The 23,105-nt window shown below is 68.8% G+C and carries 21 protein-coding genes; 10 read left to right on the forward strand and 11 right to left on the reverse strand.

Translation table 11 applies throughout. The features are described 5' to 3' along the window. Positions 1-1,289, reverse strand: a 1,289-nt coding sequence (locus ON23_RS17325) for a GNAT family N-acetyltransferase (protein ID WP_039779428.1), incomplete at its 3' end; no start/stop codon positions are given. Beyond that, on the reverse strand, positions 1,282-2,514 hold the full coding sequence (locus ON23_RS17330; protein ID WP_051042801.1) for an acetoin utilization protein AcuC: 1,233 nt from the start codon (positions 2,512-2,514) through the stop codon (positions 1,282-1,284). The genes ON23_RS17330 and ON23_RS17325, both read right to left, overlap by 8 nt. Positions 2,515-2,764: 250 nt before the next feature. Here ON23_RS17330 and ON23_RS17335 point away from each other — a divergent pair, with 250 nt between their 5' ends. Further along, positions 2,765-3,451, forward strand: a complete 687-nt coding sequence (locus ON23_RS17335; protein ID WP_036503122.1) for an iron-dependent transcriptional repressor DtxR — start codon at positions 2,765-2,767, stop codon at positions 3,449-3,451. Between the two features lie 3 nt (positions 3,452-3,454). Then, positions 3,455-4,435 carry a UDP-glucose 4-epimerase GalE gene (gene galE / locus ON23_RS17340; RefSeq protein WP_039779432.1) on the forward strand — a complete coding sequence of 327 codons (981 nt, stop codon included), beginning with the start codon at positions 3,455-3,457 and terminating at the stop codon, positions 4,433-4,435. A 35-nt stretch (positions 4,436-4,470) separates the two neighbouring features. On the opposite strand, the gene ON23_RS36910 is transcribed toward galE, so the two are convergent. Together ON23_RS36910 and ON23_RS17350 are read right to left on the reverse strand one after the other, a co-directional pair. Beyond that, the gene (locus tag ON23_RS36910) at positions 4,471-5,919 is read right to left on the reverse strand and encodes a DUF4192 family protein (protein WP_051042802.1); all 1,449 of its coding nucleotides are present in this window, start codon (positions 5,917-5,919) and stop codon (positions 4,471-4,473) included. Positions 5,920-6,613: 694 nt separating this feature from the next. Then, positions 6,614-7,327, reverse strand: coding sequence for a DUF5642 family protein (locus ON23_RS17350; protein WP_051042803.1), 714 nt, complete (start codon positions 7,325-7,327; stop codon positions 6,614-6,616). A 322-nt stretch (positions 7,328-7,649) separates the two neighbouring features. Here ON23_RS17350 and ON23_RS17355 point away from each other — a divergent pair, with 322 nt between their 5' ends. The 4 genes from ON23_RS17355 (at position 7,650) to speD (ending at position 13,755) form a co-directional block, all read left to right on the forward strand. After that, positions 7,650-8,582: a PAC2 family protein gene (locus ON23_RS17355; protein WP_039779433.1), complete on the forward strand. Its 933-nt coding sequence runs from the start codon at positions 7,650-7,652 to the stop codon at positions 8,580-8,582. 90 nt (positions 8,583-8,672) lie between these two features. Then, positions 8,673-11,180, forward strand: a complete 2,508-nt coding sequence (locus ON23_RS17360) for a DEAD/DEAH box helicase (protein WP_039779434.1) — start codon at positions 8,673-8,675, stop codon at positions 11,178-11,180. A 287-nt stretch (positions 11,181-11,467) separates the two neighbouring features. Continuing rightward, positions 11,468-12,529 (forward strand): type III PLP-dependent enzyme, encoded by a 1,062-nt coding sequence (locus ON23_RS17365; RefSeq protein WP_051042804.1) that lies wholly within the window; start codon positions 11,468-11,470, stop codon positions 12,527-12,529. 8 nt (positions 12,530-12,537) lie between these two features. After that, positions 12,538-13,755, forward strand: coding sequence for an adenosylmethionine decarboxylase (gene speD, locus ON23_RS17370; RefSeq protein WP_039779435.1), 1,218 nt, complete (start codon positions 12,538-12,540; stop codon positions 13,753-13,755). Positions 13,756-13,912: 157 nt separating this feature from the next. On the opposite strand, the gene ON23_RS17375 is transcribed toward speD, so the two are convergent. The 3 genes from ON23_RS17375 to ON23_RS17385 all read right to left on the reverse strand — a co-directional run bounded on the left by ON23_RS17375 (position 13,913) and on the right by ON23_RS17385 (position 16,377). Next, positions 13,913-14,365 carry a gamma-glutamylcyclotransferase family protein gene (locus tag ON23_RS17375; RefSeq protein WP_051042805.1) on the reverse strand — a complete coding sequence of 151 codons (453 nt, stop codon included), beginning with the start codon at positions 14,363-14,365 and terminating at the stop codon, positions 13,913-13,915. A 248-nt stretch (positions 14,366-14,613) separates the two neighbouring features. Next, the gene (locus ON23_RS17380) at positions 14,614-15,408 is read right to left on the reverse strand and encodes an MBL fold metallo-hydrolase (RefSeq protein ID WP_039779436.1); all 795 of its coding nucleotides are present in this window, start codon (positions 15,406-15,408) and stop codon (positions 14,614-14,616) included. A gap of 60 nt (positions 15,409-15,468) precedes the next feature. Beyond that, positions 15,469-16,377, reverse strand: coding sequence for a hydrogen peroxide-inducible genes activator (locus ON23_RS17385; RefSeq protein ID WP_039779437.1), 909 nt, complete (start codon positions 16,375-16,377; stop codon positions 15,469-15,471). Between the two features lie 134 nt (positions 16,378-16,511). Between ON23_RS17385 and ON23_RS17390 the strand changes: the two genes are divergently transcribed. From ON23_RS17390 to ON23_RS17400, 3 genes are all read left to right on the forward strand, one after another. Continuing rightward, positions 16,512-17,099, forward strand: coding sequence for a peroxiredoxin (locus ON23_RS17390; protein ID WP_030517257.1), 588 nt, complete (start codon positions 16,512-16,514; stop codon positions 17,097-17,099). 24 nt (positions 17,100-17,123) lie between these two features. Then, entirely contained in the window at positions 17,124-17,663 is a 540-nt protein-coding gene (gene ahpD / locus ON23_RS17395) for an alkylhydroperoxidase, AhpD family (protein WP_036503144.1), read from the forward strand. 85 nt (positions 17,664-17,748) lie between these two features. Further along, complete coding sequence (locus ON23_RS17400; RefSeq protein ID WP_039779439.1) at positions 17,749-18,444, forward strand: PhzF family phenazine biosynthesis protein; 696 nt, start codon at positions 17,749-17,751, stop codon at positions 18,442-18,444. 10 nt (positions 18,445-18,454) lie between these two features. Here the strand turns inward: ON23_RS17400 and ON23_RS17405 are convergent, their stop codons facing one another. The 4 genes from ON23_RS17405 to ON23_RS37950 all read right to left on the reverse strand — a co-directional run bounded on the left by ON23_RS17405 (position 18,455) and on the right by ON23_RS37950 (position 21,522). After that, entirely contained in the window at positions 18,455-19,105 is a 651-nt protein-coding gene (locus ON23_RS17405) for a DUF5134 domain-containing protein (protein ID WP_157170236.1), read from the reverse strand. A gap of 126 nt (positions 19,106-19,231) precedes the next feature. Beyond that, positions 19,232-20,455, reverse strand: coding sequence for an aminotransferase family protein (locus tag ON23_RS17410; RefSeq protein WP_039779441.1), 1,224 nt, complete (start codon positions 20,453-20,455; stop codon positions 19,232-19,234). A gap of 127 nt (positions 20,456-20,582) precedes the next feature. Next, a complete protein-coding gene (locus ON23_RS17415; protein WP_086006932.1) occupies positions 20,583-21,215 on the reverse strand; it encodes a Pr6Pr family membrane protein in 633 nt (210 codons plus the stop codon). 118 nt (positions 21,216-21,333) lie between these two features. Beyond that, entirely contained in the window at positions 21,334-21,522 is a 189-nt protein-coding gene (locus tag ON23_RS37950) for a hypothetical protein (protein WP_157170237.1), read from the reverse strand. Positions 21,523-21,660: 138 nt separating this feature from the next. On the opposite strand from ON23_RS37950, the gene hrpA reads away from it, so the two are divergent. Next, positions 21,661-23,105, forward strand: a 1,445-nt coding sequence (gene hrpA / locus ON23_RS17420) for an ATP-dependent RNA helicase HrpA (RefSeq protein WP_039779442.1), incomplete at its 3' end; no start/stop codon positions are given.

The raw sequence follows: 23,105 nt of genomic DNA on the forward strand, positions 1-23,105 counted from the left end.
GGATTGCCGAAGGTCTCCAGATACAGCAGCACGACGTCGGTGTCGGGATCGGTATCCCAGTACTGCAGCAGGTCGTTACCCGACACATCGGCGCGATTTCCGGCCGAGACGAAGGTCGACAGCCCGAGTTTGCGCGCCGCCGCCTCGGCCAGGATGGCCGCGCCCAGCGGTCCGGACTGGCAGAAGAATCCGACTCGGCCGCGGCCCGGCAGCACCGGCGCGAGCGTCGCGTTCAGCGAGACCGCCGGATCGCTGTTGGCGATACCGAGCGCACTCGGTCCCACCACGCGCATGCCGTGGCCGCGCGCGGCGTCGACCAGATCGCGCTCGGCGTGGAAGCCCGCCGGCCCGGTTTCGGAAAATCCCGCGGTCAGCACGACCAGGCCTTTGACCCCCTTGGCCATACAGTCGTCGAGGACGGATTTGATCTCCTCGGCCGGTACGGCGACCACCGCCAGATCGAGTTCGTCGGGGATGTCGTGCACGGTCGGATAGGCACGCACACCGCGCACCGAGCTCCGGTTCGGATTCACCGGATACACCGGGCCCTGGAACACGCCGGACAGCAGATTCGCCAGCACCGCCCCGCCGACCCGGCTCGCCGCGGGGGTGGCGCCGATGACCGCGATCGACCGCGGCGCCAGCAGATTGCCGACACTGCGTGCCTCCGAGGCCCGCTCCCGCGAATCCCGCACCGACAGCAGCGCTTCGGTGGGATCGATGGCGAATTCGAGGTGCAGCACGGACCCGTCGCGGCTGCGCTGCACCTGGTATCCGGCCTCCCGGAAGACCGTGACCATGGTGTGGTTCTCGGCGAGCACCTCGGCGACGAAGGTCTCGATATCGTTCTCGGCGGCCGCACCGGCCAGATGCTCGAGCAGGATCGACCCCAAGCCGCGGCCCTGATGTTCGTCGGCGACGACGAACGCCACTTCCGCCGCGCGGGGACCTTCGCGATCGGTGAGCAGTTCGTAGCGGCCGACCGCGATGATCACCGACCCCAGTTCGACGACCAGCCCCACCCGGTTGTGGTAGTCCACGTGGGTGGTGCGGTACAGATCCTTCGGTGTCATCCGCGGGTACGGGCCGAAATATCGCAGATAACGGGTCCGATCGGACAGCGCCGCGTGGAAGGCCTGCATCGGCTCCGCGTCGTCGGGGGTGATCGGCCGCAGCCGGACCACACCGCCGTCGGCGGCGAGCACATCGGCGAACCAATGCTGCGGGGGCGGCGGCGGATCGGCGGGAGTGTTCTCGGCGTCCGGTGCGGGGGCGGATGATTCAGTCACGGGGGTCCTCCGGGTCCAGGCCCAGCAATCCGTAGGTCGCGCGGCGGGTGGCGAGCACCGAGGTATCGATCGCGCGCTGTGCGCGGTCGAGATGAGCGTCGCCGGTGTCGAGCGCGCCGCCCGGCCCTTCCCAGGGCAGGAAGGCGGTGTCGCCGCCGTCACCCATCGTGGTCGGCGCGGGCACGGTCGGGGCGTAGCCGCGCACCAGGTCACGCCAGTCCTCGGGAATGGCGGTACCCGGGTCGATCTCGCGATCCAGTGCCGTCGCCAGCAGGTGGGTCCATGCTCGCGGCACCACCCGGACCAGTCCGTAACCGCCGCCGCCCACCGCGAGCCAGCGCCCTTCGGCGTACCGGTCCGCGAGTTCCCGCATGGCACGAAACGCCGCGCGCTGGCCGTCGACGGTGAGTTCGAGGTCGGCGAGGGGGTCCTCGCGATGGCTGTCGACCCCGCATTGACTCACCACCAGTTGCGGCCGGAACGCGGCCAGCGCCCCGGGCACGACGGCGTGAAATCCGCGCAGCCACTGCGCATCCCGCGTGCCGGGCAGCACGGGGAGGTTGATCGCGGTGCCCTCCGCGGGGCCGGCGCCGATCTCCTCGGGCCAGCCGGTGTTCGGCCACAACGTCGCCGGATGCTGATGCAGCGAAATGGTCAGCACGCGCGGGTCGTCGTAGAAGGCACGCTGCACGCCGTCGCCGTGGTGCACATCGACGTCGACGTAGGCGATGCGGTCGAAGCCGTTGCCCAGCAGCCACGAAATGGCCACCGCCACATCGTTGTAGACGCAGAACCCGGATGCCGCGTCGGGCATCGCGTGATGCATACCACCCCCGATGCTGACCGCGCGCCGGGCACGGCCCGCCGCGATTTCCGCGGCGGCGGCGAGGGTTCCGCCGACGATCACCGAGGCCGCCTCGTGCATATGGGGGAAGACGGGATTGTCCATCGAACCGAGCCCGTGCGGGGGTGCGGCCGGCGGTGTGGTGCCCGGAGGTGCGGGAACGGCGTGGCGCACGGCCTCGAGGTAGGCGGGGGTGTGGATGCGCAGTAGCTCACCGTCACCGGCCGGGGCGGGTGCGAGGGTTTCGATGCCGTCGAGCAGACCCAGACTGCGCGCGAGCGCCATCGTGAATCGGAGCCGGGCCGGTTTCATCGGATGTTCCGGGGTCCACGTGTAGTCCAGGAAGCGGTCGGTCCACACCACGGCGGCGTCGTCTGCCATAACGGTCACGCTAGCCCACCGCGGCCCGTCGCCGTGGCGTTGCTCGCACCGGCGGGGACACGGGAAGCAGACCACCCGCGTTGTCGTTGTCATGCAGTAGAAATGCAAGACGACACCGGGCGCGCCTGTCGCCCGCGCGCATCCGGTCGCGCGCAGGTATCGGCGAGGTTCGTGCAGGACGTGCGAAATATGCTGAGGCCGATTGTGCAGCCGGGCGTGGGTAGAATTCGTGCCGACGAAGGGGTAACAGGTGAAGGATCTGGTCGACACCACGGAGATGTATCTCCGTACCATCTACGACCTCGAGGAGGAGGGCGTGGTGCCGTTGCGGGCGCGTATCGCCGAGCGCCTCGAGCAGAGCGGCCCGACGGTGAGTCAGACGGTCGCGCGGATGGAGCGCGACGGTCTGCTGATGGTCGCCGGCGACCGCCACCTCGAACTCACCGACAAGGGCCGCGCGATGGCCGTGGCGGTCATGCGCAAGCACCGGCTGGCCGAACGGTTGCTGGTCGACGTGATCGGGCTGGACTGGCAGAACGTGCACGCCGAAGCCTGCCGCTGGGAGCACGTGATGAGCGAGGAGGTGGAACTGCGTCTGCTCGAGGTGCTCAATCACCCCACCACCTCGCCCTACGGCAACCCCATCCCCGGCTTGGACGAACTCGGCGTCAACTCCATCAATTCCGGTGAGGAGACCCTGGTCCGGCTCTCCGATCTGCCGCCCGGCCAGGTGTCGGCGGTCGTCGTGCGCCGGTTGTCGGAACATATTCAGGCCGATCCGGACGTGATCGGGCAGCTGCGGGAGGCCGGGGTGGTTCCCGATGCCCGCGTGACCGTCGAGACCAAGCCCGGTGTGGTGATCATCTCGGTGCCCGGGCACGTCGGCTTCGAACTGTCCGACGAAATGGCCCACGCCGTCCAGGTCAGGCTGGCCTGACGGATGAAACTCCTGGTGACCGGCGGTGCCGGATATGTCGGCGGAGTGTGCGCGCAGGTACTGGTTCAGGACGGCCACGAGGTCGTGGTGGTCGACGACCTGTCCACCGGCAACGCCGAGGGTGTGCCGGCCGGGGCGAAATTCGTCGACGGGGATATCGCGACCACCGGCGTCGAGCTGATCGAATCCGAATCCTTCGACGGCGTCCTGCATTTCGCGGCGCAGTCGCTGGTCGGTGAATCCGTGCAGCAGCCCGAGAAGTACTGGTACGGCAATGTGGTGAAGACGCTGGCGCTGCTGGAGGCGATCCGCCGCACGCAGACCCCGCGGCTGGTGTTCTCCTCGACCGCGGCGGTCTACGGTGAGCCGGAACAGGTTCCGATTGTCGAGTCCGCGCCGCCCCGCCCGACCAATCCCTACGGTGCCTCGAAGCTCGCGATCGACCACGCGATCACCTCGTACGCCGTCGCGCACGGTCTGGCCGCCACGAGCCTGCGGTATTTCAACGTCGCCGGTGCCTACGGAGGGCTCGGCGAGAACCGTGTGGTGGAAACCCATCTCATCCCGCTGATCCTGCAAACGGCTCTGGGCCACCGGGATTCGATTTCCGTATTCGGCACCGACTATCCGACGCCGGACGGCACCGCGGTGCGTGACTACATCCACATCCGTGATCTCGCCCGCGCGCATGTCCTGGCATTGGCGCAGTCGCGGCCCGGCGAACATCGCATCTTCAATCTCGGTAGCGGTACGGGTTTCTCGGTGCGCGAGGTGATCTCGGCCTGTGAGCGCGTCGTGGGCCGGCCGATTCCGGCGGTGGACGCGCCGCGGCGCGCCGGTGATCCGGCGGTGCTGATCGCGTCGAGCGCGAAGGCCATCGACGAGCTCGGCTGGCAGCCCGAGCACAACGATCTCGACGAAATCGTCTCCGACGCCTGGGAATTCCTCACCTCGCTCGGCGACCGCGCGCACAGCGCTCGCTGATACGCGCGGCCTCCGGGCCCGTGATCGGGTGATTGTCATCGCGTCTCCGGTTCGCCGGGTTCGGCGATGACGAGGTCGACACCCAGCCCCGCGGCGATATCGCGGCCGCTGACGGCGAGTTTGCGGACATCGCCGGGGCGCATGCCGGTACGTAGCGCCGCATCGAGCAGTCGGGCGATGCGGTGAGCCGGGTCGGCCTGCAGCGCCGCCTCGAACGCGACGCCGGCCAGCGGCCCGTCGCCGCGGGTGTAGGCGCTGTAGCCGAAGAGAGTGGCCAGCTCGGCCCGGTCCGGGCCGGTGAGGCCGCGGCAGGCACGAGACCACAGCGCCTCGGCCGCCGCGGCGTGAACACCCAGTGCCACCGCGAACAGGGAATCGCGCACCGCGGTGTCGCGCACGGCGACGGCCAGATCCGCGAGTTCGCGTGGATCGAGCTCATCGCCCGATTCGACCGTGCTGATCTGCCACAACACCATGTCCAGGGCCGCGCGGCTGTAGGAGCGCGGCTCCCCGGCTCGCAGTGCGCGCCGGAACCGCTGTCTGGCGGCCTCCGCGGCGTTACCGATCACCGCGTCGACCTGGATCCGCAGCGGCGTGTTCTCTGCCACCGCGGCGGTGAGCTCGGTGCGCGAGCCCCGGATGGGGCGGCCGTCGAGCACCTGCGCGAGCGCGACCGGTGAGGCTGCCGGATCCGCCTGCGTACCGGTACTGCCGGTGTCGAGCACACTCCACCAGTCGGCGCCCGGGGTGATCTCGGCCACGGCCCACGCCTCCGCGAGAAGCACGTCCTGGCCCTGCAGCGCGCCGTCGAGCACCCGCACCAGATCACGATGCCGGGCCGCGCGCCGCCCGGCCCGCCCCGCCTGCGGCGCTGTCGCACGATCGTCGACGATCAGCGCCACCACGCCGACGGCTTGCTCCTGCCCGCAGATGGCGGCCAGTTGCGCGGCCAGCCGCACCCACGCCCCGCAGCCCGCCACATCGAGATCGTGCCGGGCCACCGCACCGAGATAGACCGCGCCCGGATACTTCTGCGACCGCAGCAGCAGGCACGCCACCAGCGAACGCTGCGGGCGAAATCCCAGCAGTGCGGGCACGGCCGCGATGAACTCTGCCGGTTCGCTCATCGTCAACGCGGTCGCCGCCCAGAGCTGTTCGGCGCCGCCCGCTCGGGTGCGGCGCCCCTCCGCACCGCCGCCTCGCTCGGCGGACATGTCATCGTCGCCCGTGTCGGGTGAATCCGATTCGGACTCGCCCGCGCCGGGCGGTGCCGGGTCCGATGCCGGGCCGGCGAGTGACGCGCCGGCCTCGCTCGCCTCGAGTTCCGGCGGTGTATCACGCTGTGGCGCTGCCGGTTTCGCCGTACTACTCCCGGCGGCCGCCAAGTCGTCCTCATTGGGCGGCAGACCGTATTCCTCGTCACCACTGTCGTTTCCGCCGCCATCGGCACCCGGTCGCCCCACCCGGCCGGCTTCACTGCGCATGCACCGCTCCGGCGTGATCGAGTCGCCACGGCAGGCACTGCACTCGGCGCCGACGCATGCGCGCACGGCGACGCATGTGGCGCCGGCACACCGGCCCGGCAGCGCCTCCAGTGGTGTGCGGCCCCGAATATCGCCGCATCGCAGGGGAACTCGACCCACGCCTGCCGTTCCGCCTGCCGCGCGAGCGACTCCCCCGCGTGACCGGCACATCCGGTTCGCGCATCCGGCGACGCGCCGCGAAGGAGGCGGCGAAGAGGCGGCGGCCTCGTCATCGGTAGCGACATCGACCTCCGCGGCCTTCCGCGAATGCACCCCGGTGTCGGGTCCGCTGTCGCGGCCCGGCTTGCCCTCTCGCACCGTCGTTTCGGGCCGGGTGCCGGGGTCTCGCATGGTTCGGGGAATGTCAGTCTCCGCAGGGGCCGCGCTCGTTGTCTGCGGCACCGCGCTCGACGGCGGTGGTCCCTGTACCGCATCGGGGCGATCGATGCTGGGCCGGCTGGGGTCGGTATGTGTGGTCATGGCGTCCACACTGCCTGCACGCCACCGCCGAGCCGGGAGGCTGAGCTGGGCTTTTATTTCGCCTGGGGAGCCCGCCGGAACTGGGGATCACGGTGCCGACACGCGGTGCAACCGGGCGGGGATGTCGGGGCCTGCTGTTACGGTTGCGCCGGGGAGAGCACAATCGCCACCGGCTTCAGCGGGTACGAACCTTGGCGACCGCCGCCGTGAAGACCTGGTCCAGGCCGGTCGTATCCGGCGCGGCGGCGCCGAAAGTCATTGCCGTGGTTTCGATTCGGATGTCGCCGATCTGCCCGAGCAGAGTCCGCAGCGCCGGATCGGCGGAACTGCCGGGCGGCGAGCCGGTCACCGTGCGACCGAAGGCCACGGTGTCGTCGGCGTCGACCGGCGGGGGCGGCAGCAGCCGGGTGGTGATCGTGCGATCGATCGCGCCGTGTCGCGCGTGCACCGTGGGGCAGCGCGAAAGCTGGTCTCCCAGAGCGGACAACGGCTCGTCGATACGGCTCAGCACGACGGTGATCGTGGCACGGGTCCGGTCGTCGGTCCCGATCGTCGCCGCGATTCCGGCCGGATCCGGCGGGGCGGGTGCGCAGCCGGGCGGATCGATCTGTGCCCCCGGCGGAATCGCGGTGAGATCCGCGGCCGCCGCCGCGGCGCGCTCACCGGAGGCGACGACGGTCGTATATCCCGCCGGGAATCGGTCCTGGCCGGGCAGCATCGACGTCAGATCGCCGTCGATATGCCGGGTGACCACACTCTGCCGCATCGCGGTCGGATGCCCGGACACCGTGGAACCGCACGCGGCGAGCAGACAACTCAAGGCCGCGTACCCGACGGTGTGGCCGAACCCGCGGCGCCTCCGCGAGGCCGGCGGATTCGGGACGCTCACTCCCCCACTATGGCCGATGCCGCCGCCCCCGCGGATCTGCCACGCCGACCCGGCGGGAATACCCGGCGCCGATCCGGAGTTGTGTTCTCCGGTAGGGCATGAGCGTGGCCTACCTCCGCCGGGTACGCTCCGCGACCGCTACTCTGCGGGGGTGACATCCCCCGGTGGACCGGCGGTTTCCGTCGGATGTCACCGCCCGCACGCCGACCGGTACGCGACACCTCCGCGCGTACCCTGGACGGTGGCGAGGTGGCGAGATCCGGCACCGGACCACTACTGAAAACGACTGAGGCGGACAGGGCTTGACCAGGGAGTTTGGCAAATGAGCAGTATGTACGAGCTGGAGTTCCCCGCTCCGCAGCTGTCCTCGGCCGACGGCGAGGGTCCGGTGCTGGTGCACGGCCTGGAGGGTTTCACCGACGCGGGCCACGCGGTACGGCTGGCGACGACCCATCTGCGCGAAAGCCTCGAATCCGAGCTCGTCGCCTCGTTCGACGTCGACGAATTGCTCGACTATCGCTCGCGGCGGCCGCTGATGACCTTCAAGACCGACCACTTCTCGGACTACGCCGATCCGGAACTGAACCTGTGGGCGCTGCGCGACACCGCCGGCACCCCGTTCCTGCTGCTGTCCGGCATCGAACCGGACCTGCGCTGGGAGAAGTTCGTGACGGCCGTGCGCCTGCTGGCCGAACAGCTGGGCGTGCGCCGCAGCATCGGCCTGAGCGCCATCCCGATGGCGATTCCGCATACCCGGCCGCTGGGCATCACCGCCCACGCCAGCGACCGCGATCTGATCGGTGAACATCAGCGCTGGCCCGGCGAGCTGCAGGTTCCGGGCAGCGCGTCGTCGCTGCTGGAGTACCGCATGGGACAGCACGGCCACGAATCCATCGGATTCTCGGTGCACGTCCCGCACTATCTGGCGCAGACCGCCTATCCGGAGGCCGCGCAGACGCTGCTGGAGAACGTCGCCGACAACGCGGGCCTGGAACTTCCGCTGGCGGCGCTCGGCGAGGCCGCGGCCCGCGTCCGCGAACAGGTCAACGAGCATATCGCCGGCAATGCCGAGGTGGAAACGGTCGTCCAGGCGCTCGAGCGTCAGTACGACAGCTTCGTCACCGCGCAGGAGCGCCGCTCCAGTCTCCTCGCCGGCGAGGCCGACCTGCCGACCGGTGAGGAACTGGGCGCGGAGTTCGAGCGCTTCCTCGCCGAGCAGACCGAATTCGGCGACGGCGAAGACCCTCAGGACTGACCCGCACCCCATCGCCCGGCGCGTACGGTTCACCGCCGTGCCGCCGGGCGATGCGGTACCCGCCACGGTTCGTCGGTAACGTGGACGCACGTGCAGCTGTCCGAACTCGTTCCCGACCGTGCCGTGCCCGACGTGGATGCCGACTGGCTGTACGAAACCTTCGCCGAATGGACCTCCGCCCAGGGGCTGACGCTCTATCCGGCGCAGGAAGAGGCGCTGATCGAGCTGATGACCGGCGCGAACGTCATCCTCGCCACACCCACCGGCTCGGGAAAATCGATGGTCGCGGTCGGCGCGCACTTCGCCGCGCTGAACCGGGGTGAGCGCAGTTACTACACCGCGCCGATCAAGGCACTGGTGAGCGAGAAGTTCTTCGCGTTGTGCGAGGTGTTCGGCGCCGACAAGGTCGGCATGGTCACCGGCGACGCCGCGGTGAATCCGACGGCCCCCATCATCTGCGCCACCGCCGAGATCCTCGCCAATCTCGCGCTGCGGGAGGGCGCGGACGCCGATATCGGCCAGGTGGTGATGGACGAATTCCATTTCTACGCCGATCCCGATCGCGGCTGGGCCTGGCAGGTGCCGCTGCTGGAACTTCCGCGCGCCCAATTCCTGCTGATGTCGGCCACTTTGGGTGAGGTGGAGCATTTCGCGCGGGACTTGGAACGGCGCACCGGACGCTCCACCGCCATCGTCACCGGATCCGAGCGCCCGGTGCCGCTGCTGTTCTCGTATGTCCGCACCCCTATCACGGAAACCCTGGAAGACCTGGTGACCACCAGCCAGGCCCCGGTCTACGTCGTGCACTTCACCCAGGCCGCCGCATTGGAGCGCGCCCAGGCGCTGACGAGTGTGAACTTCGCGTCCAAGGCGGAGAAGGACGCGATCGCCCAGGCGCTGGGCGGTTTCCGGTTCGCGACCGGATTCGGCAAGACGCTGTCGCGGCTGATCCGCCACGGTATCGGCGTCCATCACGCCGGGATGTTGCCGAAGTACCGGCGTCTGGTGGAGCGGCTGGCCCAGGACGGGCTGCTGAAGGTCGTCTGCGGCACCGACACCCTCGGTGTGGGCATCAACGTGCCGATCCGCACGGTGCTGCTCACCGGATTGACGAAATTCGACGGGGTGCGCACGCGGCGGTTGAAGGCGCGCGAGTTCCATCAGATCGCCGGCCGGGCCGGGCGCGCCGGATACGACACCGTCGGCACGGTGGTGGTCCAGGCGCCCGAACACGAGGTGGAGAACGCCCGGCTGGTCGCCAAGGCCGGCGACGATCCGAAGAAGCTGCGCAAAATCCAGCGGCGTAAACCGCCGGAGGGTTTCGTGTCCTGGTCCGAGGACACCTTCGACCGGCTCGTCGCCGCGCAGCCCGAACCGATGGTGTCGCGATTCCGGGTCACCAATTCGATGTTGCTCAATGTCATCGCCCGGCCCGGCAACTGCTTCGACGCGATGCGTCATCTGCTCGAAGACAATCACGAACCGCGGCCTGCGCAGCGCAAACACATCCTGAAGGCGATCCGGCTCTACCGTGCGCTGCGCGACGCGGGAGTGGTCCAGCAACTCGACGAACCGGATGCCACCGGCCGCCGGGCGCGGCTCACCGTCGACCTGCAACGCGACTTCGCGCTCGACCAGCCGCTGTCGCCGTTCGCGCTGGCAGCGCTGGAGCTGCTTGACAAGTCGGCTCCCAGCTACACACTGGATGTGGTGTCGATCATCGAATCCACACTGGAGGATCCGCGCCAGTTGCTGCTCGCCCAGCAGCACCGGGCGCGGGGTGCGGCGATCGCCGAGATGAAGGCCGACGGCATCGAATACGACGAGCGCATGGAGCTGATCGAGGACATCACCTGGCCGAAGCCGCTGGCCGAGCTGATCGAACCGGCCTTCGAAACCTATCGCGCCGGCCATCCGTGGGTCTCGGAATTCAGCCCCTCCCCCAAGGCCGTGGTGCGCGAAATGATCGAGCGCTCACTGACTTTCGCCGAACTGATCTCCCAGTACGAGCTGGCGCGCTCGGAGGGCCTGGTGCTGCGCTATCTCGCCGACGCCTATCGCGCACTGCGCCGGACCGTCCCCGAGTCGGCACGCACCGAGGAACTCGAGGACATCACCGAATGGCTGGGTGAGCTTGTCCGCCAAGTCGATTCGAGCCTGCTCGACGAATGGGAACAACTCACCAATCCGGGCGCCGAGACCGACGACGACCAACTCGCCTTCGGCGCCGACACCGTGCGGCCGATCACCGCGAACGAACGCGCGTTCCGGGTCATGGTGCGCAACAGTATGTTTCGCCGGGTCGAGCTGGCCGCCCGGCAACGCTGGGACGACCTCGCCGAATTCGACGACGGTCCGGACTGGGCGGACGATCTGGCCCCCTACTTCGACGAATACGGTGCGATCGGCACCGGCCCGGACGCGCGCGGCCCGGCGCTGTTCGCCGTCGAGACCCGGCCGGGCTTCTGGCGGGTGCGCCAGGTCCTCGACGATCCGGCCGGTGATCACGGCTGGGCGCTCGAGGCCGTCGTGGATCTGGCCGAATCCGATGCCGCCGGCGAGGTGGTCTTCGACGAGATGACGGTGCGTGCCGGATGAGCGCGATCGTCCTCGACCTCCGCCGCGATCCCGCCACGACACTCGTACGCCGCCGAAAACCCGGTGCCGACGCGCTGATCTGATCCGGCCACCGTCCCCGGTGCGGGCCGCGCTCCCTCGAGCGTGATCAAGCCGACCCTCGTTCCGGTTCGTTTCCCGTGCCCTCGCGCTGATACTCTCTCGCTCGCTGCCTGCAGCGGGAGGCTGCCCAGAAGAAAGAGAGTTCCCTTAGATTGACCGGTACAAACGCGCCCGAGTCGCCCTGTCTCGTCATCGACCTCGATCGGGTGCGCGGCAACTTCCACGCTTTCCGTGCGGCCTTCCCGTCGGCACGAATTCGCTTCGCTGTCAAAGCATCTCCGATGCCGGAGATCATCCGGCTGCTCGATTCCGAGGGCGCCGAATTCGACGTCGCCAGCATCGGCGAGATCGAAATGTGTGTGGCGCTGGGCGTCGATCCGGCAGCGCTGTGCTACGGCAACCCGATCAAGAAGGCCGCCCACATCGCCGCCGCGTATGCCGCGGGTGTCCGCCGGTTCGCCTTCGACACCGAGGACGACCTGGAACGGATCGCCGAACTCGCGCCGGGCTCGGAGGTGGAGTGCCGGTTCCTGGCCTCGGCGCCGCAGTCGCAGACCCCGTTCGGCACCAAATTCGGCTGCGCGCCCGGTGAGGCGGTGCGACTGCTGGTGCGCGCCCGCGACTTGGGCCTGCAGGTGGGCGGCCCCTACTTCCACGTGGGCTCCCAGCAGCTGGATCCGGTGGCGTGGCAGATCGGCATCGAGCAGGCCGCCGCCATCACCGAAGCGCTGGCGGTCAAGGACATCCCGGTGGCGTCGGTGAATATCGGTGGGGGCCTGCCGATTTCGTACGCCGATCCGGCGCCGGAGCTGTCCGATCTGGGTGTCGTGATCGCCGCGGCGGCGGCGCGGCACCTGCCCGAGCACACCGACCTGGTGGTGGAACCCGGCCGCGCCCTGGTGGGCAATGCCGGTGTGATCCACGCCGAGGTCGTGAACGTGCGCATCGCGCCGGACGGGCGGCGCTGGGTGTATCTCGACATCGGCCGCTACAACGGTATGGCCGAGACCGAGAACGAGTACATCGCCTACCGGATCGCCACCGACCGCGACGGTGACCCCGCCGACGAGGCGGTGATCGCGGGCCCGACCTGCGACGGAGACGATGTACTGTATCAACGCACGCGAGTCCTCCTGCCGACCACGCTGCGAGCCGGTGATCCCGTTCGGATCCTCGATACCGGCGCCTATACGGCGAGCTATTCGTCGGTGTCCTTCAACGGTTTTCCGCCTTTGACTGTGCATGTCATCGGCGCTGAGCGAGAGTGAGTTTGCCCATGACGGCAGAATTCACCGGCTGGCACGTGCTGGCCGAGTTCGGTGGTGTCGACGTAGCCCTCTGCGACGATCTCGAACGACTCGAAACAGCGCTTCGACAATCGTTGCTCGCCGCGGGAGTGACGATCTGCGAGGTGGTGCACAAGAAGTTCGAGCCCCACGGCGTGACGGTGCTGGCGCTGCTGTCGGAATCGCACGCGTCGATCCACACCTATCCGGAATCCGGCGACATCTTCGTCGACGTGTTCACCTGCGGCAGCATCGGCGCCGGCGCCACCAAGGCGGTCGAGTTGCTGCAGGATGCGCTGCGACCGGAATCGGTGCATATGGAGGTCGTGCAACGCGGACATCACGCACGCCGGGTGCACGAGCCGGTCGGCGAGGGCCTGACGCGCGTCTGGGATCTGTCGGAGGTGATCGTCGATGCGCGAACTCCGTTCCAGCACATGGTGATCGCGCGCACCGCGCAGGGTGTGTCGCTGTTCTCCGACGACGACCGGCAGTCCACCGAGTTCTCCCAGCTGACCTATCACGAGGCGATGCTGGTCCCGGCCTACGCGCTGGCGGCCAAGCTCGACAACGTCCTCATCATCGGTTCCGGCGAGGGTGTGGCCAGCCAGATGTCGGTGGCCGCGGGCGCGACCCGGGTCGACCACGTCGACATCGACCGGATGGAGGTCGAGCTGTGCGCCCGGCATCTGCCCTACGGATATACTCCGGCCGATCTGGAGGCCGCGGTCGGCGGTGACGGCGCGATCCGGATGCACTACGCCGACGGCTGGGATTTCCTGGCCGAGGCCGAATCCGCCGGTGTGCGCTACGACGTGATCGTCATCGATCTGCCCGACGAGCGGGTCGAGGACGCCCAGCACAACCGCCTCTACGAGGAGGAGTTCCTCACCCGATGTAAGGCGTTGCTGGCCGAAGGCGGCGTACTGGCCGCTCAGGCGGGTTGTCCGACGATGTGGCGCAACGAGACGCTGAAGCGTTCGTGGCAGCGGTTCACCGACCTGTTCGACACCGTGGTGCCCTACGGCAGCGACGAGCACGAGTGGACGTTCCTGTTCGGTGTCGCCGAGCGCATCGACGACCCGGTCGCGGCGATGTGCGAGAAGCTGCCGAAGCTGCCCTACCGTGCGGAGACGGTCGACGAACGCGCGTTGGTGCGCGGCGCCGTCGAACCGTACGCACTGCGGGAGATCGCCGCTCGCGCCTGAGACGGCATCCGTAGCGTGGGATCGCCTTGCGCGGCAATCGAATACGAGAAGGACCGCCCGGGACAACCGTCCCGGGCGGTCCGCGTAGGGGTGACCGGTGCCACCGAATCGGCCGCGCAGCTCCAGCGTCTCGCGGTCCGTGGACGAGCACCGACGCTCAGGCGCGCTCCTGCCGCCACTGGGCGGCGCGTTCGACGTAGCGGTCGAGGTGGTGGGAGACGAATACTTCGGGCAGCCAGTCGTTGCCCGTGACCGCCGAGGACCAGACGAAGGTCCGCACGGGCTCGTCGCATCCGATCAGCTCGATCGGGCGCAGATCGTATTCCGGATCCTCGAAGGCTTCGATGATCCGCCAGTCGGCCGCGGTCAGCCCGCGCAGAACCAGCCCGCCCGCCATCCTCCCGGGCTCGGCCACCAGCCCCGGATAGAGCCGCTGCGGCAGGGCCGCGACCCGCCAGCCCCGCGCGACCGCGACGTCCATGTCGGGCGTGCGGCCCAGCAGCACCTCGAGCACGGGACCGAATTGCAGGGTGCCGTAGGCGAACAGGTCCGGACCGGGGTCGTCGGGGCGCGCGCGTCGTTGCGGCGCGGGCTTCTTCGCCGCGGTCATCGGATCACCCGCCCGGCATCTCCGGCGCCGCCCTCCGCGCGCCTATCCGTCGTTACGTCGAACCATCCATTCCTGCTCGCACACCCGTTTCGCATCCCTCCACTGTGCCGAATGGGCCGGCGGGGCTTCACACCGGGTAAACGTGACCTACATCACAGCTCACGTCGTCGCTGGTCGCAGGTTGCCGAGAAATCGCCACACCGGGTAAATCGGGCTTTCACGGAATGCCCGCAATGGCTCTCGCCGGACTAACCGACGGGCCGTACCGAATTCCCGGTGACCCGGGCGAACAGGTCCGCGTCGTGGGAGTTGACGATGGTAATCGCATTGCCGTGCGCGCGGCCCAGTTCCACCAGCCGCCGGCGGTTCTCCAGATACGCGCCGCGCACGATCGAGCCCAGCTCGAACGACCACCAGAACAGCGGTGTCCTGGGCCCGACCGGGTCGATCTCGCTCGCGACGTAGAACGCGTCACCGGCGTGCAGCAGCCAGCCCGACCCCGTGTCGACGGCGACCCCGACGTGACCGCGCGTATGACCGGGCAACGGGACGACCAGGATTTCCGGCGGCAGTCCCGGCAGGTCGCGTACCGCGCGGAAACCGAACCACTCGTCGGTGCCGTCGAGTTCGTTGACCATCCAGCGCGGCCCGTGTGACCACTGGGCCGCGCGGTAGCGCAGCCGCTCCGACAGCGTCCGGCCGGCGGTCGCCGCGCGAAATTCGGGGCCGTGCACGTGAATCGTGGCCTCGGGGAAATCCGCCAGTCCCGCGGCGTGGTCGAGATCGAGATGGGTGAGGATGATGTGGCGCACATCGGCGGGGTCGTAGCCCAGCGCCTGGATCTGCCGGATCGCGGTGTGATGCTCGGCGGGCCGGATGCCCAGCAGAAAGCGGCCGGGGCCGACGAAGCGGCCCGGATCGCGCACGCAGTCGAGCCCGAATCCGGTATCCACCAGCACCAACCCGGTCCTGGTCTCGATGAGCAGGCAGTGGTCCACCATGCCCATGGCCATGGTGCCGCAGTTGAGGTGATGAATCCGCACGCGACGAGCGTTCCAGACGCTCACCGGCCGGTCAATCGGGATGGGAGACCATGGAAATTCTCATATCGGGCGTTGTGCCCGAATGATTTCCGCCAGCTGTTCGTAGTCCTCCACACGCGCGGTCGAACCCCGGAACACCAGGCCGAGGGTGCGCCCCGGCGCCGGCGCCGCGAAACGGGCGATATCCAATGTGCCACGGGAGGTTTCGGCCGCCACGGCCATCTCGGGAATCAGCGTCACGCCGAGTCCTCCGCCCACACACTGCACCACCGTCGTCAGCGAGGCCGCGCGGGTATCGCCGACCGGCCCCGGACGCACGTCCTGCGACCGGCACAGATCCAGCGTCTGGTCCCGCAGGCAGTGTCCCTCGTCGAGCAACAGCAGCGGCAGCTCGTCCAGGGCCGCGGGCGCGATGTCGCTCCGCCCGGCCAGTTCGTGCCCGAGGGGTGTGACCAGGACGAATTCCTCGGTGTAGAGCGGGATTTCGACCATGCCGGTGGCTTCGGAGGGCAGCGCCATCATCGCGACGTCGAGGACGCCGCTGCGCAATCCGTCGAGCAGCCGCGCGGTCTGATCCTCGATGACGTGCGGCACCAGAGCGGGCAGCCGCCGGCGCAGTTCCGGTAGCAACGTGGGCAGCACGTAGGGCGCTACGGTGGGAATGATGCCCATGCGCAGCGTGCCGCCGAGCCCGTCGCCGGCCGCGGTGGCGACGAAGCGGTCAGCGGCCTCGAGCGTCGCCATCGCCTGCGGCAGCAAGCGTTTGCCCGCGGCGGTCACCAGCACCCGGCGGGTGCTGCGCTCGATCAGCTGCAGGCCCAGTCCGTTTTCCAGTGATGCCAGCGCCTGCGATAACGTGGGTTGGCTCACATTCAGGTGAGCCGCGGCCGTCCCGAAGTGGCGATATTCCGCAATCGCCACGAACGCACGCAGCTGTGACAGGGTGGGCTGATAAGTCTGATCAGTCACGCCTATCAGTATAGTGCAACTGATCACCTTTACCTTTTACTGGGTTTTGGGCATGATCGACAGCGAAATGCTTCGACGGTGTCCCGCACAAGGGCGATCCGTCATCCGTGTCCCATTACGACGAAGGAGACAACATGGCTCTGCTGACCATCGGCGACCAGTTCCCCGCCTACAACCTGACGGCGGTCATCGGCGGTGACCTGTCGAAGGTGAACGCGCAGCAGCCCGACGACTACTTCACCCAGGTCTCGAGCGACGACTACGCCGGTAAGTGGCGCATCGTCTTCTTCTGGCCGAAGGACTTCACCTTCGTGTGCCCGACCGAGATCGCCGCCTTCGGCAAGCTGAACGAGGAGTTCGCCGACCGCGACGCCCAGGTCCTGGGTGTGTCGGTCGACAACGAGTTCGTGCACTTCCAGTGGCGCGCCCAGCACGAGGATCTCAAGACCCTCCCCTTCCCGATGCTGAGCGACCTCAAGCGTGAGCTCGTCACCGCGACCGGCGTGCTGAACGCCGACGGTGTCGCCGACCGCGCGACCTTCATCGTCGACCCGAACAACGAGGTCCAGTTCGTCTCCGTGACCGCCGGTTCGGTCGGCCGCAACGTCGACGAGGTGCTGCGCGTGCTCGACGCACTGCAGTCCGACGAGCTGTGCGCCTGCAACTGGAAGAAGGGCGACCCGACCATCGACGCCGGTGAACTGCTGTCCGCGAGCGTCTGATCACCGAAAAGGAAGTGCCTGCCCGTGTCTGTTGAAAACCTGAAGAATTCGCTTCCCGAATACGCCAAGGACCTCAAGCTCAACCTGTCGTCCATCGCGCGGTCGACCGTGCTGAACGAACAGCAGCTGTGGGGCACCCTGCTCGCCGCGGCGGCCGCCACCAGGTCGGCCACCACCCTGCGCGAGATCGGCGAGGAGGCCGCCGACACCCTGTCCGCGGAGGCCTACAACGCGGCACTGGGCGCGGCCTCGATCATGGGTATGAACAACGTGTTCTACCGGGGCCGGGCGTTCCTCGAGGGTCGCTACGACGACCTGCGCGCCGGACTGCGCATGCAGATCATCGGCAATCCGGGCGTCGACAAGGCCGATTTCGAGCTGTGGTCGTTCGCGGTGTCGTCGATCAACGGCTGCCAGCACTGCCTGGAGGCCCACGAGCACACCCTGCGTGAGGCCGGTGTGTCGCGCGAGGTGATCTTCGAGGCGCTGCGTGTCGCCGCGATCGTCGCCGGCGTCGGCCAGGCCGTGCAGGCCAGCGAGACCCTGGCCGCCGCCGCGGTCTGACGCTCGGAACGCGTCTCTCACGATGCCCCGGCCCGTCCATCGGGCCGGGGCATCGTGCGTGTTGCTACGGGTACGCTGGGACAGCATGAGCCAATGGGAAAGCGACGGCACGCAGGTCGAGGTGGTTCGGGTCTTCACCGACGTCACCGGCCGGCTCGGTAACCCACTGGGCATCGTGCGCGCGGACGCGGTGATCGAGGTCGATCACCAATTACTGGCGGCCCGAATCGGTCACAGCGAAACGGTGGTCCTCGACGATCCGGTATCCGGTCGCACCCGGATGCGCATCTACACCCCCGCGCGAGAGCTGCCGTTCGCAGGACATCCGACGGTCGGTGCGGCGTGGTGGCTGGCCGATCAGGGGCATCCCGTGAAGATCATCGACGTCCCCGCCGGTCCTGTCGAAATCCAGATGCTCGACGACGGACTGGTCTGGATTCGCGCCCGCGCCGAATGGGCGCCCGAATTCACGTTCGACGAATTCTCCGATGCCGCCTTCCTCGACACGGTCGACCCGCGTCACTTCACCGACGGCCAGCACTACGTATGGGCCTGGACGAACGAGGCGCGCGGGGCCGTCCACGCGCGAATGTTCGCTCCCGCCTTGGGCATCGCCGAGGACGAGGCGACCGGCGCGGCCGCGATCGCACTCACCGCGAAGCTGCGCCGCAGCCTGATCATCACCCAGGGCGCGGGCTCGCAACTGTTCACCGAATGGGATTCCGACGGCTGGGTGCGCCTGGGCGGGCGCGTCGTGGCCGACCACCCCGTGCTGCTCTGAGGAGACGGGCTCAGGCGACGGCGGCGATCAACATATACGCCGTCCCGAGGTCCATCACCACGTGCGGAACGACGCCGATCGCGCCCGGCGTGCCGGCCGGATGCGAAATACTGTGCCGCAGTGCGGTTCTCGTCCGCGGGAACAGCAGCAGCAGACCGTCGAGCGCGAACAGCGCGGCCACGAGCGCCACGGGCACGACGGGGAGACCACCCGCGCCGCGCATCTCCGCATGCCCCATCCCGTGGTGATGCCCGGCCATCACCCACAGCATGGCCGCGGCCGCGACCATGTGATAGACCACCGCCGGAAGGCGGAATTCTGCGCCACCGTCCCCGGATATCGTCCGCCAGTGCGCGATGCGCACGATCGACAGCCCCGCGTACACGACGATCATGGCGATGAGCACCCCGCGGATCGCATCGGGCGCGGCAGCCGCGGGGAACAGCAACATCGCGAGCATCACCAGGCACATCAGCAGATGAGCCGCATCGGATTCGTGCTCGTCGACGCCGATCGGCCACATCCCCGGCCGCGGTCCACCCGATCCTCCCGGCGCCACCGGCACCGCCACGTGCCGCACGAGGACGATGCCCGCCGCGGCGACGAACGCCACGATCACACCCCAGCGCAACACCTCGTGCTGGGTCACGAAAGAGCCCACACCCCACCACCTTCCGACGCGCGGCGCGTCCGCCTTCGCACACCATGCTCGCACGGCGCGGCGGCGGGCACCGCTCCTCCGGCGGCCGGGGGCACCGAAGAGGCAGCTGACGGGCAGGGCGCGTACTCAGCCCAGTGCGCGGCCTATCGCCGCCGCGAGCTCGGCGATCTGCTCGTCGGTGATGACGAACGCCGGCGAGATCTGCAGCGCGCCCTGCCCGGCCGATCGGGTGGAAACCCCTTCGGCGCGTAATGCTTTCACCATGGCCGGTCCCTCGGACGGATCGGCGAGCTGGACCCCGGCCACCGCGCCCAGCCCACTGCGTACCTGCGCCACGCGGGGATGTCCGGCCAGCGGCGCGAGGTGTTCGTGCAGCAGCGATTCGATGTTCTTGCTGGCGTCGAGCAGATGTTCGCGTTCGATGATGTCGAGGTTGGCCATCGCGGCGGCGGCCGATCCGGCGTGGCCGCCGTAGGTGTAGCCGTGCCGGAACCACACCCCGCCACCGAAGAACGGCTCGGCCACCCGCGGCGCCACGAAGACCGCGCCCATCGGGAGGTAGCCGGAGGTCAGGCCCTTCGCGGTGGTCATCAGATCCGGTTCGAGCCCGAATCGGGTGGAGGCGAACCAGGATCCGCCGATCCGCCCGAAGCCGGTGACGACCTCGTCGGCGACGAACAGGATGTCGTTGTCGCGGCAGAGGCGGCGGACCTCGGTGAGATACCCCTCTGGCGGCAGATACACCCCGCCGGCCCCGATGATCGGCTCGCAGAAGAACGCCGCGATGCGGTCGGCGCCCACCTCGTCGATCAGCGTCCGCAGCGCCTGCGCCTGGTCGAATTCCACCGTACGGGTATCGGCCATCAGCTCGCCGTAGCCCTCGTGATTGACCGCGATGCCGGCCAGCGCCGTTCCGGCGACGTGCATTCCGTGATAGGCCAGCCGGCGGCCGACCAGCAGCGTCTTGTCCGGACGGCCCTGTTCACGCCAGAACCGGCGGGCGAGTTTGGCGGCGGTGTCGACCGAATCGGACCCACCGGAGGTGAACATGATCTTGCTGCCCGGCACCGGCGCCAGCTCCGACAACCGCTCGGCCAGCCGTTGGGTCACCGGTGCGGTCAGGTCGCCGAAGTTGGAATAGTGTGCCAGCGTCGACAATTGCGCCGCGACCGCGTCGGCGATCTCGCGGCGGCCGTGACCGACGTTGGTGAACCACAGCCCCGCCGTCGCATCGAGGTAGCGCCGCCCGGCCTCGTCCCAGATGTAGGCGCCCTCACCGCGGGCGACCACGAAGGCGCCGTCGCGCTCCACCGCGCCCATATCCGCGAATCCGTGCCACAGCGAACCCATGCTCGGCTCCTCTTCCCGTCGTCCGGTGGCGACGGGCCTGCCCGATCGCCTGCGCCGCCAGACTACCCGCGCCGCATCCGGGCAGGCCCGGTCGTCCGGCTCGCGCAATCCACCGGCAACCGCGCGATCAGACCGGGACGGGAGCGTCGCGACGGTGGTGCAGCGACCCGAGCCACGCCACCGCGATCGCCAGCAGCGTGATCACCGCGGCCAGCATCACCACCCCGATCAGCAGCGACGGATAGCCCTGCACTCGCGGATCCAGGAACGGGTACGGATACCAGTCCACGATCTCGCCGCGGATCAGGCTGTAGCCGCAGTAGACGAGCGGATAGATCAGCCACCCGCCGATCAGCGCGGCCGAGACCCGCAGCCGCGCCGACACGAGAATCCAGTCGGCGACCATCACGATCGGCAGCACCCGATGCAGTGTGTCGTTGATCCACTTGTCGGTGAGCATCACATCGATGTTCGCCAGCAGAACCGCGTAGATCACCGCGGTGATCAACAGATACAGCGTGGCCGCGCCGCGCACCACCTGCCAGCGTCGCGCGGCCGGATCCAGCAGGCCGCCGCCCAGCAGAACCAGCACGCCGGCGATATTCGATTGGATGGTGAAGTAGCCGAGGTAGTTACCGAGGGAGAAGCCCGGCGATCCATGGGCGCGCAGCGGAATCCAGAGCAGCGCAACAATTCCCAGTACACCGACGGCGATCCGCGGGATCCGGATCCAGATCGGCGTCCCCGCACGGGCCATCATCGTTCGATCCTCGCATACCGGTCGGCCCGGGAGGCGATTTCATGACCGGCAGCAGGCTGCGGGCAGACGGCGACCCGTGCCACCGGCGTCATCCGGTGGCGCGGGACGTTCTGCGAGCCTAGGCCGATCCGATCGGCGAGGTGTGCTGCCTCGTCGCGGGCTCGATCGCCACCGGCCGGCGCAGCGTGTTCGACGCGGTCGTCGCGACCGCGAGCACGCCCTCGCGAACCAGTGCGGCAATGCCCAGCAGCACCGACACCACGCGCAGTCCACGGACCCACATCGGCGTTCCGGAACCAGCAGTCATGGCCCGATGGTGACATATCCGGCCCCGGCCGGGAACCAAGATCAACCAATAGCAACGATTCGGTTATCTTCACGATTCGGCGTCCCGACCAGCGCGGGAACGGGCCGGACGGCCGGTTTCGCTACGCTGGTCGATGCAATGACCTCGACTGCCACCACCCGCGAGCTGCGCGCTCGCCTGGCCGACCTCTCCCTCCGCGACGAACACCGGCTGCGCCGGCAGCTGGACAAGGCGCGCGGCAACGACGGTGAGATCGAGCGGCTGGAGCGCGAGATAGCCGCCGCGCAGGCCCGTATCGAGACCCGCCGCGGCGCCGTCCCGGCGATTCGCTATCCCGAACAACTGCCCGTCTCCGCCCATCGCGACGATATCGCCGCCGCGATCGCCGCCCACCAGGTCGTGGTGATCGCCGGTGAGACGGGCTCGGGTAAGACCACGCAGATCCCGAAGATCTGCCTGGAACTCGGGCGCGGGATCCGGGGCACCATCGGCCACACCCAGCCTCGGCGGCTGGCGGCCAGGACGGTGGCCGAACGCATTGCCGCCGAACTCGATACCGAACTCGGCGACGTCGTCGGCTACACCGTGCGCTTCACCGATCAGGCATCCGATCGCACCCTGATCAAATTGATGACCGACGGCATCCTGCTCGCCGAAATCCAGCGCGACCGGCTGCTGCGCCGCTACGACACGATCATCATCGACGAGGCGCACGAGCGCAGCCTCAACATCGACTTCCTGCTCGGCTACCTGAGGTCGCTGCTGCCGAAGCGTCCGGACCTCAAGGTGATCATCACCTCGGCGACCATCGACCCGGAGCTGTTCGCCCGCCATTTCGCCGATCCGGTCTCCGGGGAGCCCGCGCCGATCGTCGAGGTGTCGGGCCGGTCCTATCCGGTCGAAATCCGGTATCGCCCGCTGGCTCCCGAGATGACCGACACCGGCGACGAGGACGAGTTCGGGGAGGAGCCGGCGCCGCGTCGCGGTCGGCCGAGCGGACGCGCCGCCGAGGACGCTCGTGACCAGACCGATGCCATCGGCGACGCGGTGCGCGAACTGCTCGCCGAGGGCGACGGCGACGTGCTGGTCTTCCTGTCCGGTGAACGCGAGATCCGCGACACCGCCGACACCTTGCGCGACCTGAAACTGCCACGGACCGAGATCGTTCCGCTGTACGCACGCCTGTCCGCGGCCGAACAGCATCGGGTCTTCCAGCCGCACACCGGCCGCCGTGTGGTGCTGGCCACCAACGTCGCCGAGACCTCGCTCACCGTGCCGGGCATCCGCTACGTGGTGGACCCGGGCACCGCGCGCATCTCCCGCTATTCGATGCGCACCAAGGTGCAGCGCCTGCCGATCGAGCCGATCTCGCAGGCCTCGGCGCGGCAACGGTCCGGGCGCTGCGGACGTGTGGCCGACGGTATCTGCATCCGGCTCTACTCCGAGGAGGACTTCGAGGCCCGCCCGGCCTTCACCGAACCGGAGATCCTGCGCACCAACCTGGCCGCGGTCATTCTGCAGATGACCGCGCTGGGGCTCGGCGACATCGAGAGCTTCCCGTTCGTGGAGGCACCGGACCGGCG

The organism is Nocardia cerradoensis NBRC 101014 (genome assembly GCF_000308535.1).
Taxonomy (GTDB): domain Bacteria; phylum Actinomycetota; class Actinomycetes; order Mycobacteriales; family Mycobacteriaceae; genus Nocardia; species Nocardia cerradoensis.

What these genes read in the sequence shown, in the direction of transcription:
- ON23_RS17390 (WP_030517257.1), top strand. Translation starts at nt 16,512, where the DNA reads ATGGCTCTGCTGACCATCGGCGACCAGTTCCCCGCCTACAACCTGACG.
- galE (WP_039779432.1), top strand. Translation starts at nt 3,455, where the DNA reads ATGAAACTCCTGGTGACCGGCGGTGCCGGATATGTCGGCGGAGTGTGC.
- ON23_RS17415 (WP_086006932.1), bottom strand. Translation starts at nt 21,215, where the DNA reads ATGATGGCCCGTGCGGGGACGCCGATCTGGATCCGGATCCCGCGGATC.
- ON23_RS17400 (WP_039779439.1), top strand. Translation starts at nt 17,749, where the DNA reads ATGAGCCAATGGGAAAGCGACGGCACGCAGGTCGAGGTGGTTCGGGTC.
- ON23_RS17330 (WP_051042801.1), bottom strand. Translation starts at nt 2,514, where the DNA reads ATGGCAGACGACGCCGCCGTGGTGTGGACCGACCGCTTCCTGGACTAC.
- speD (WP_039779435.1), top strand. Translation starts at nt 12,538, where the DNA reads ATGACGGCAGAATTCACCGGCTGGCACGTGCTGGCCGAGTTCGGTGGT.
- ON23_RS17410 (WP_039779441.1), bottom strand. Translation starts at nt 20,455, where the DNA reads ATGGGTTCGCTGTGGCACGGATTCGCGGATATGGGCGCGGTGGAGCGC.
- ON23_RS17355 (WP_039779433.1), top strand. Translation starts at nt 7,650, where the DNA reads ATGAGCAGTATGTACGAGCTGGAGTTCCCCGCTCCGCAGCTGTCCTCG.
- ON23_RS17375 (WP_051042805.1), bottom strand. Translation starts at nt 14,365, where the DNA reads ATGACCGCGGCGAAGAAGCCCGCGCCGCAACGACGCGCGCGCCCCGAC.
- ON23_RS37950 (WP_157170237.1), bottom strand. Translation starts at nt 21,522, where the DNA reads ATGACTGCTGGTTCCGGAACGCCGATGTGGGTCCGTGGACTGCGCGTG.
- ON23_RS36910 (WP_051042802.1), bottom strand. Translation starts at nt 5,919, where the DNA reads ATGCGCAGTGAAGCCGGCCGGGTGGGGCGACCGGGTGCCGATGGCGGC.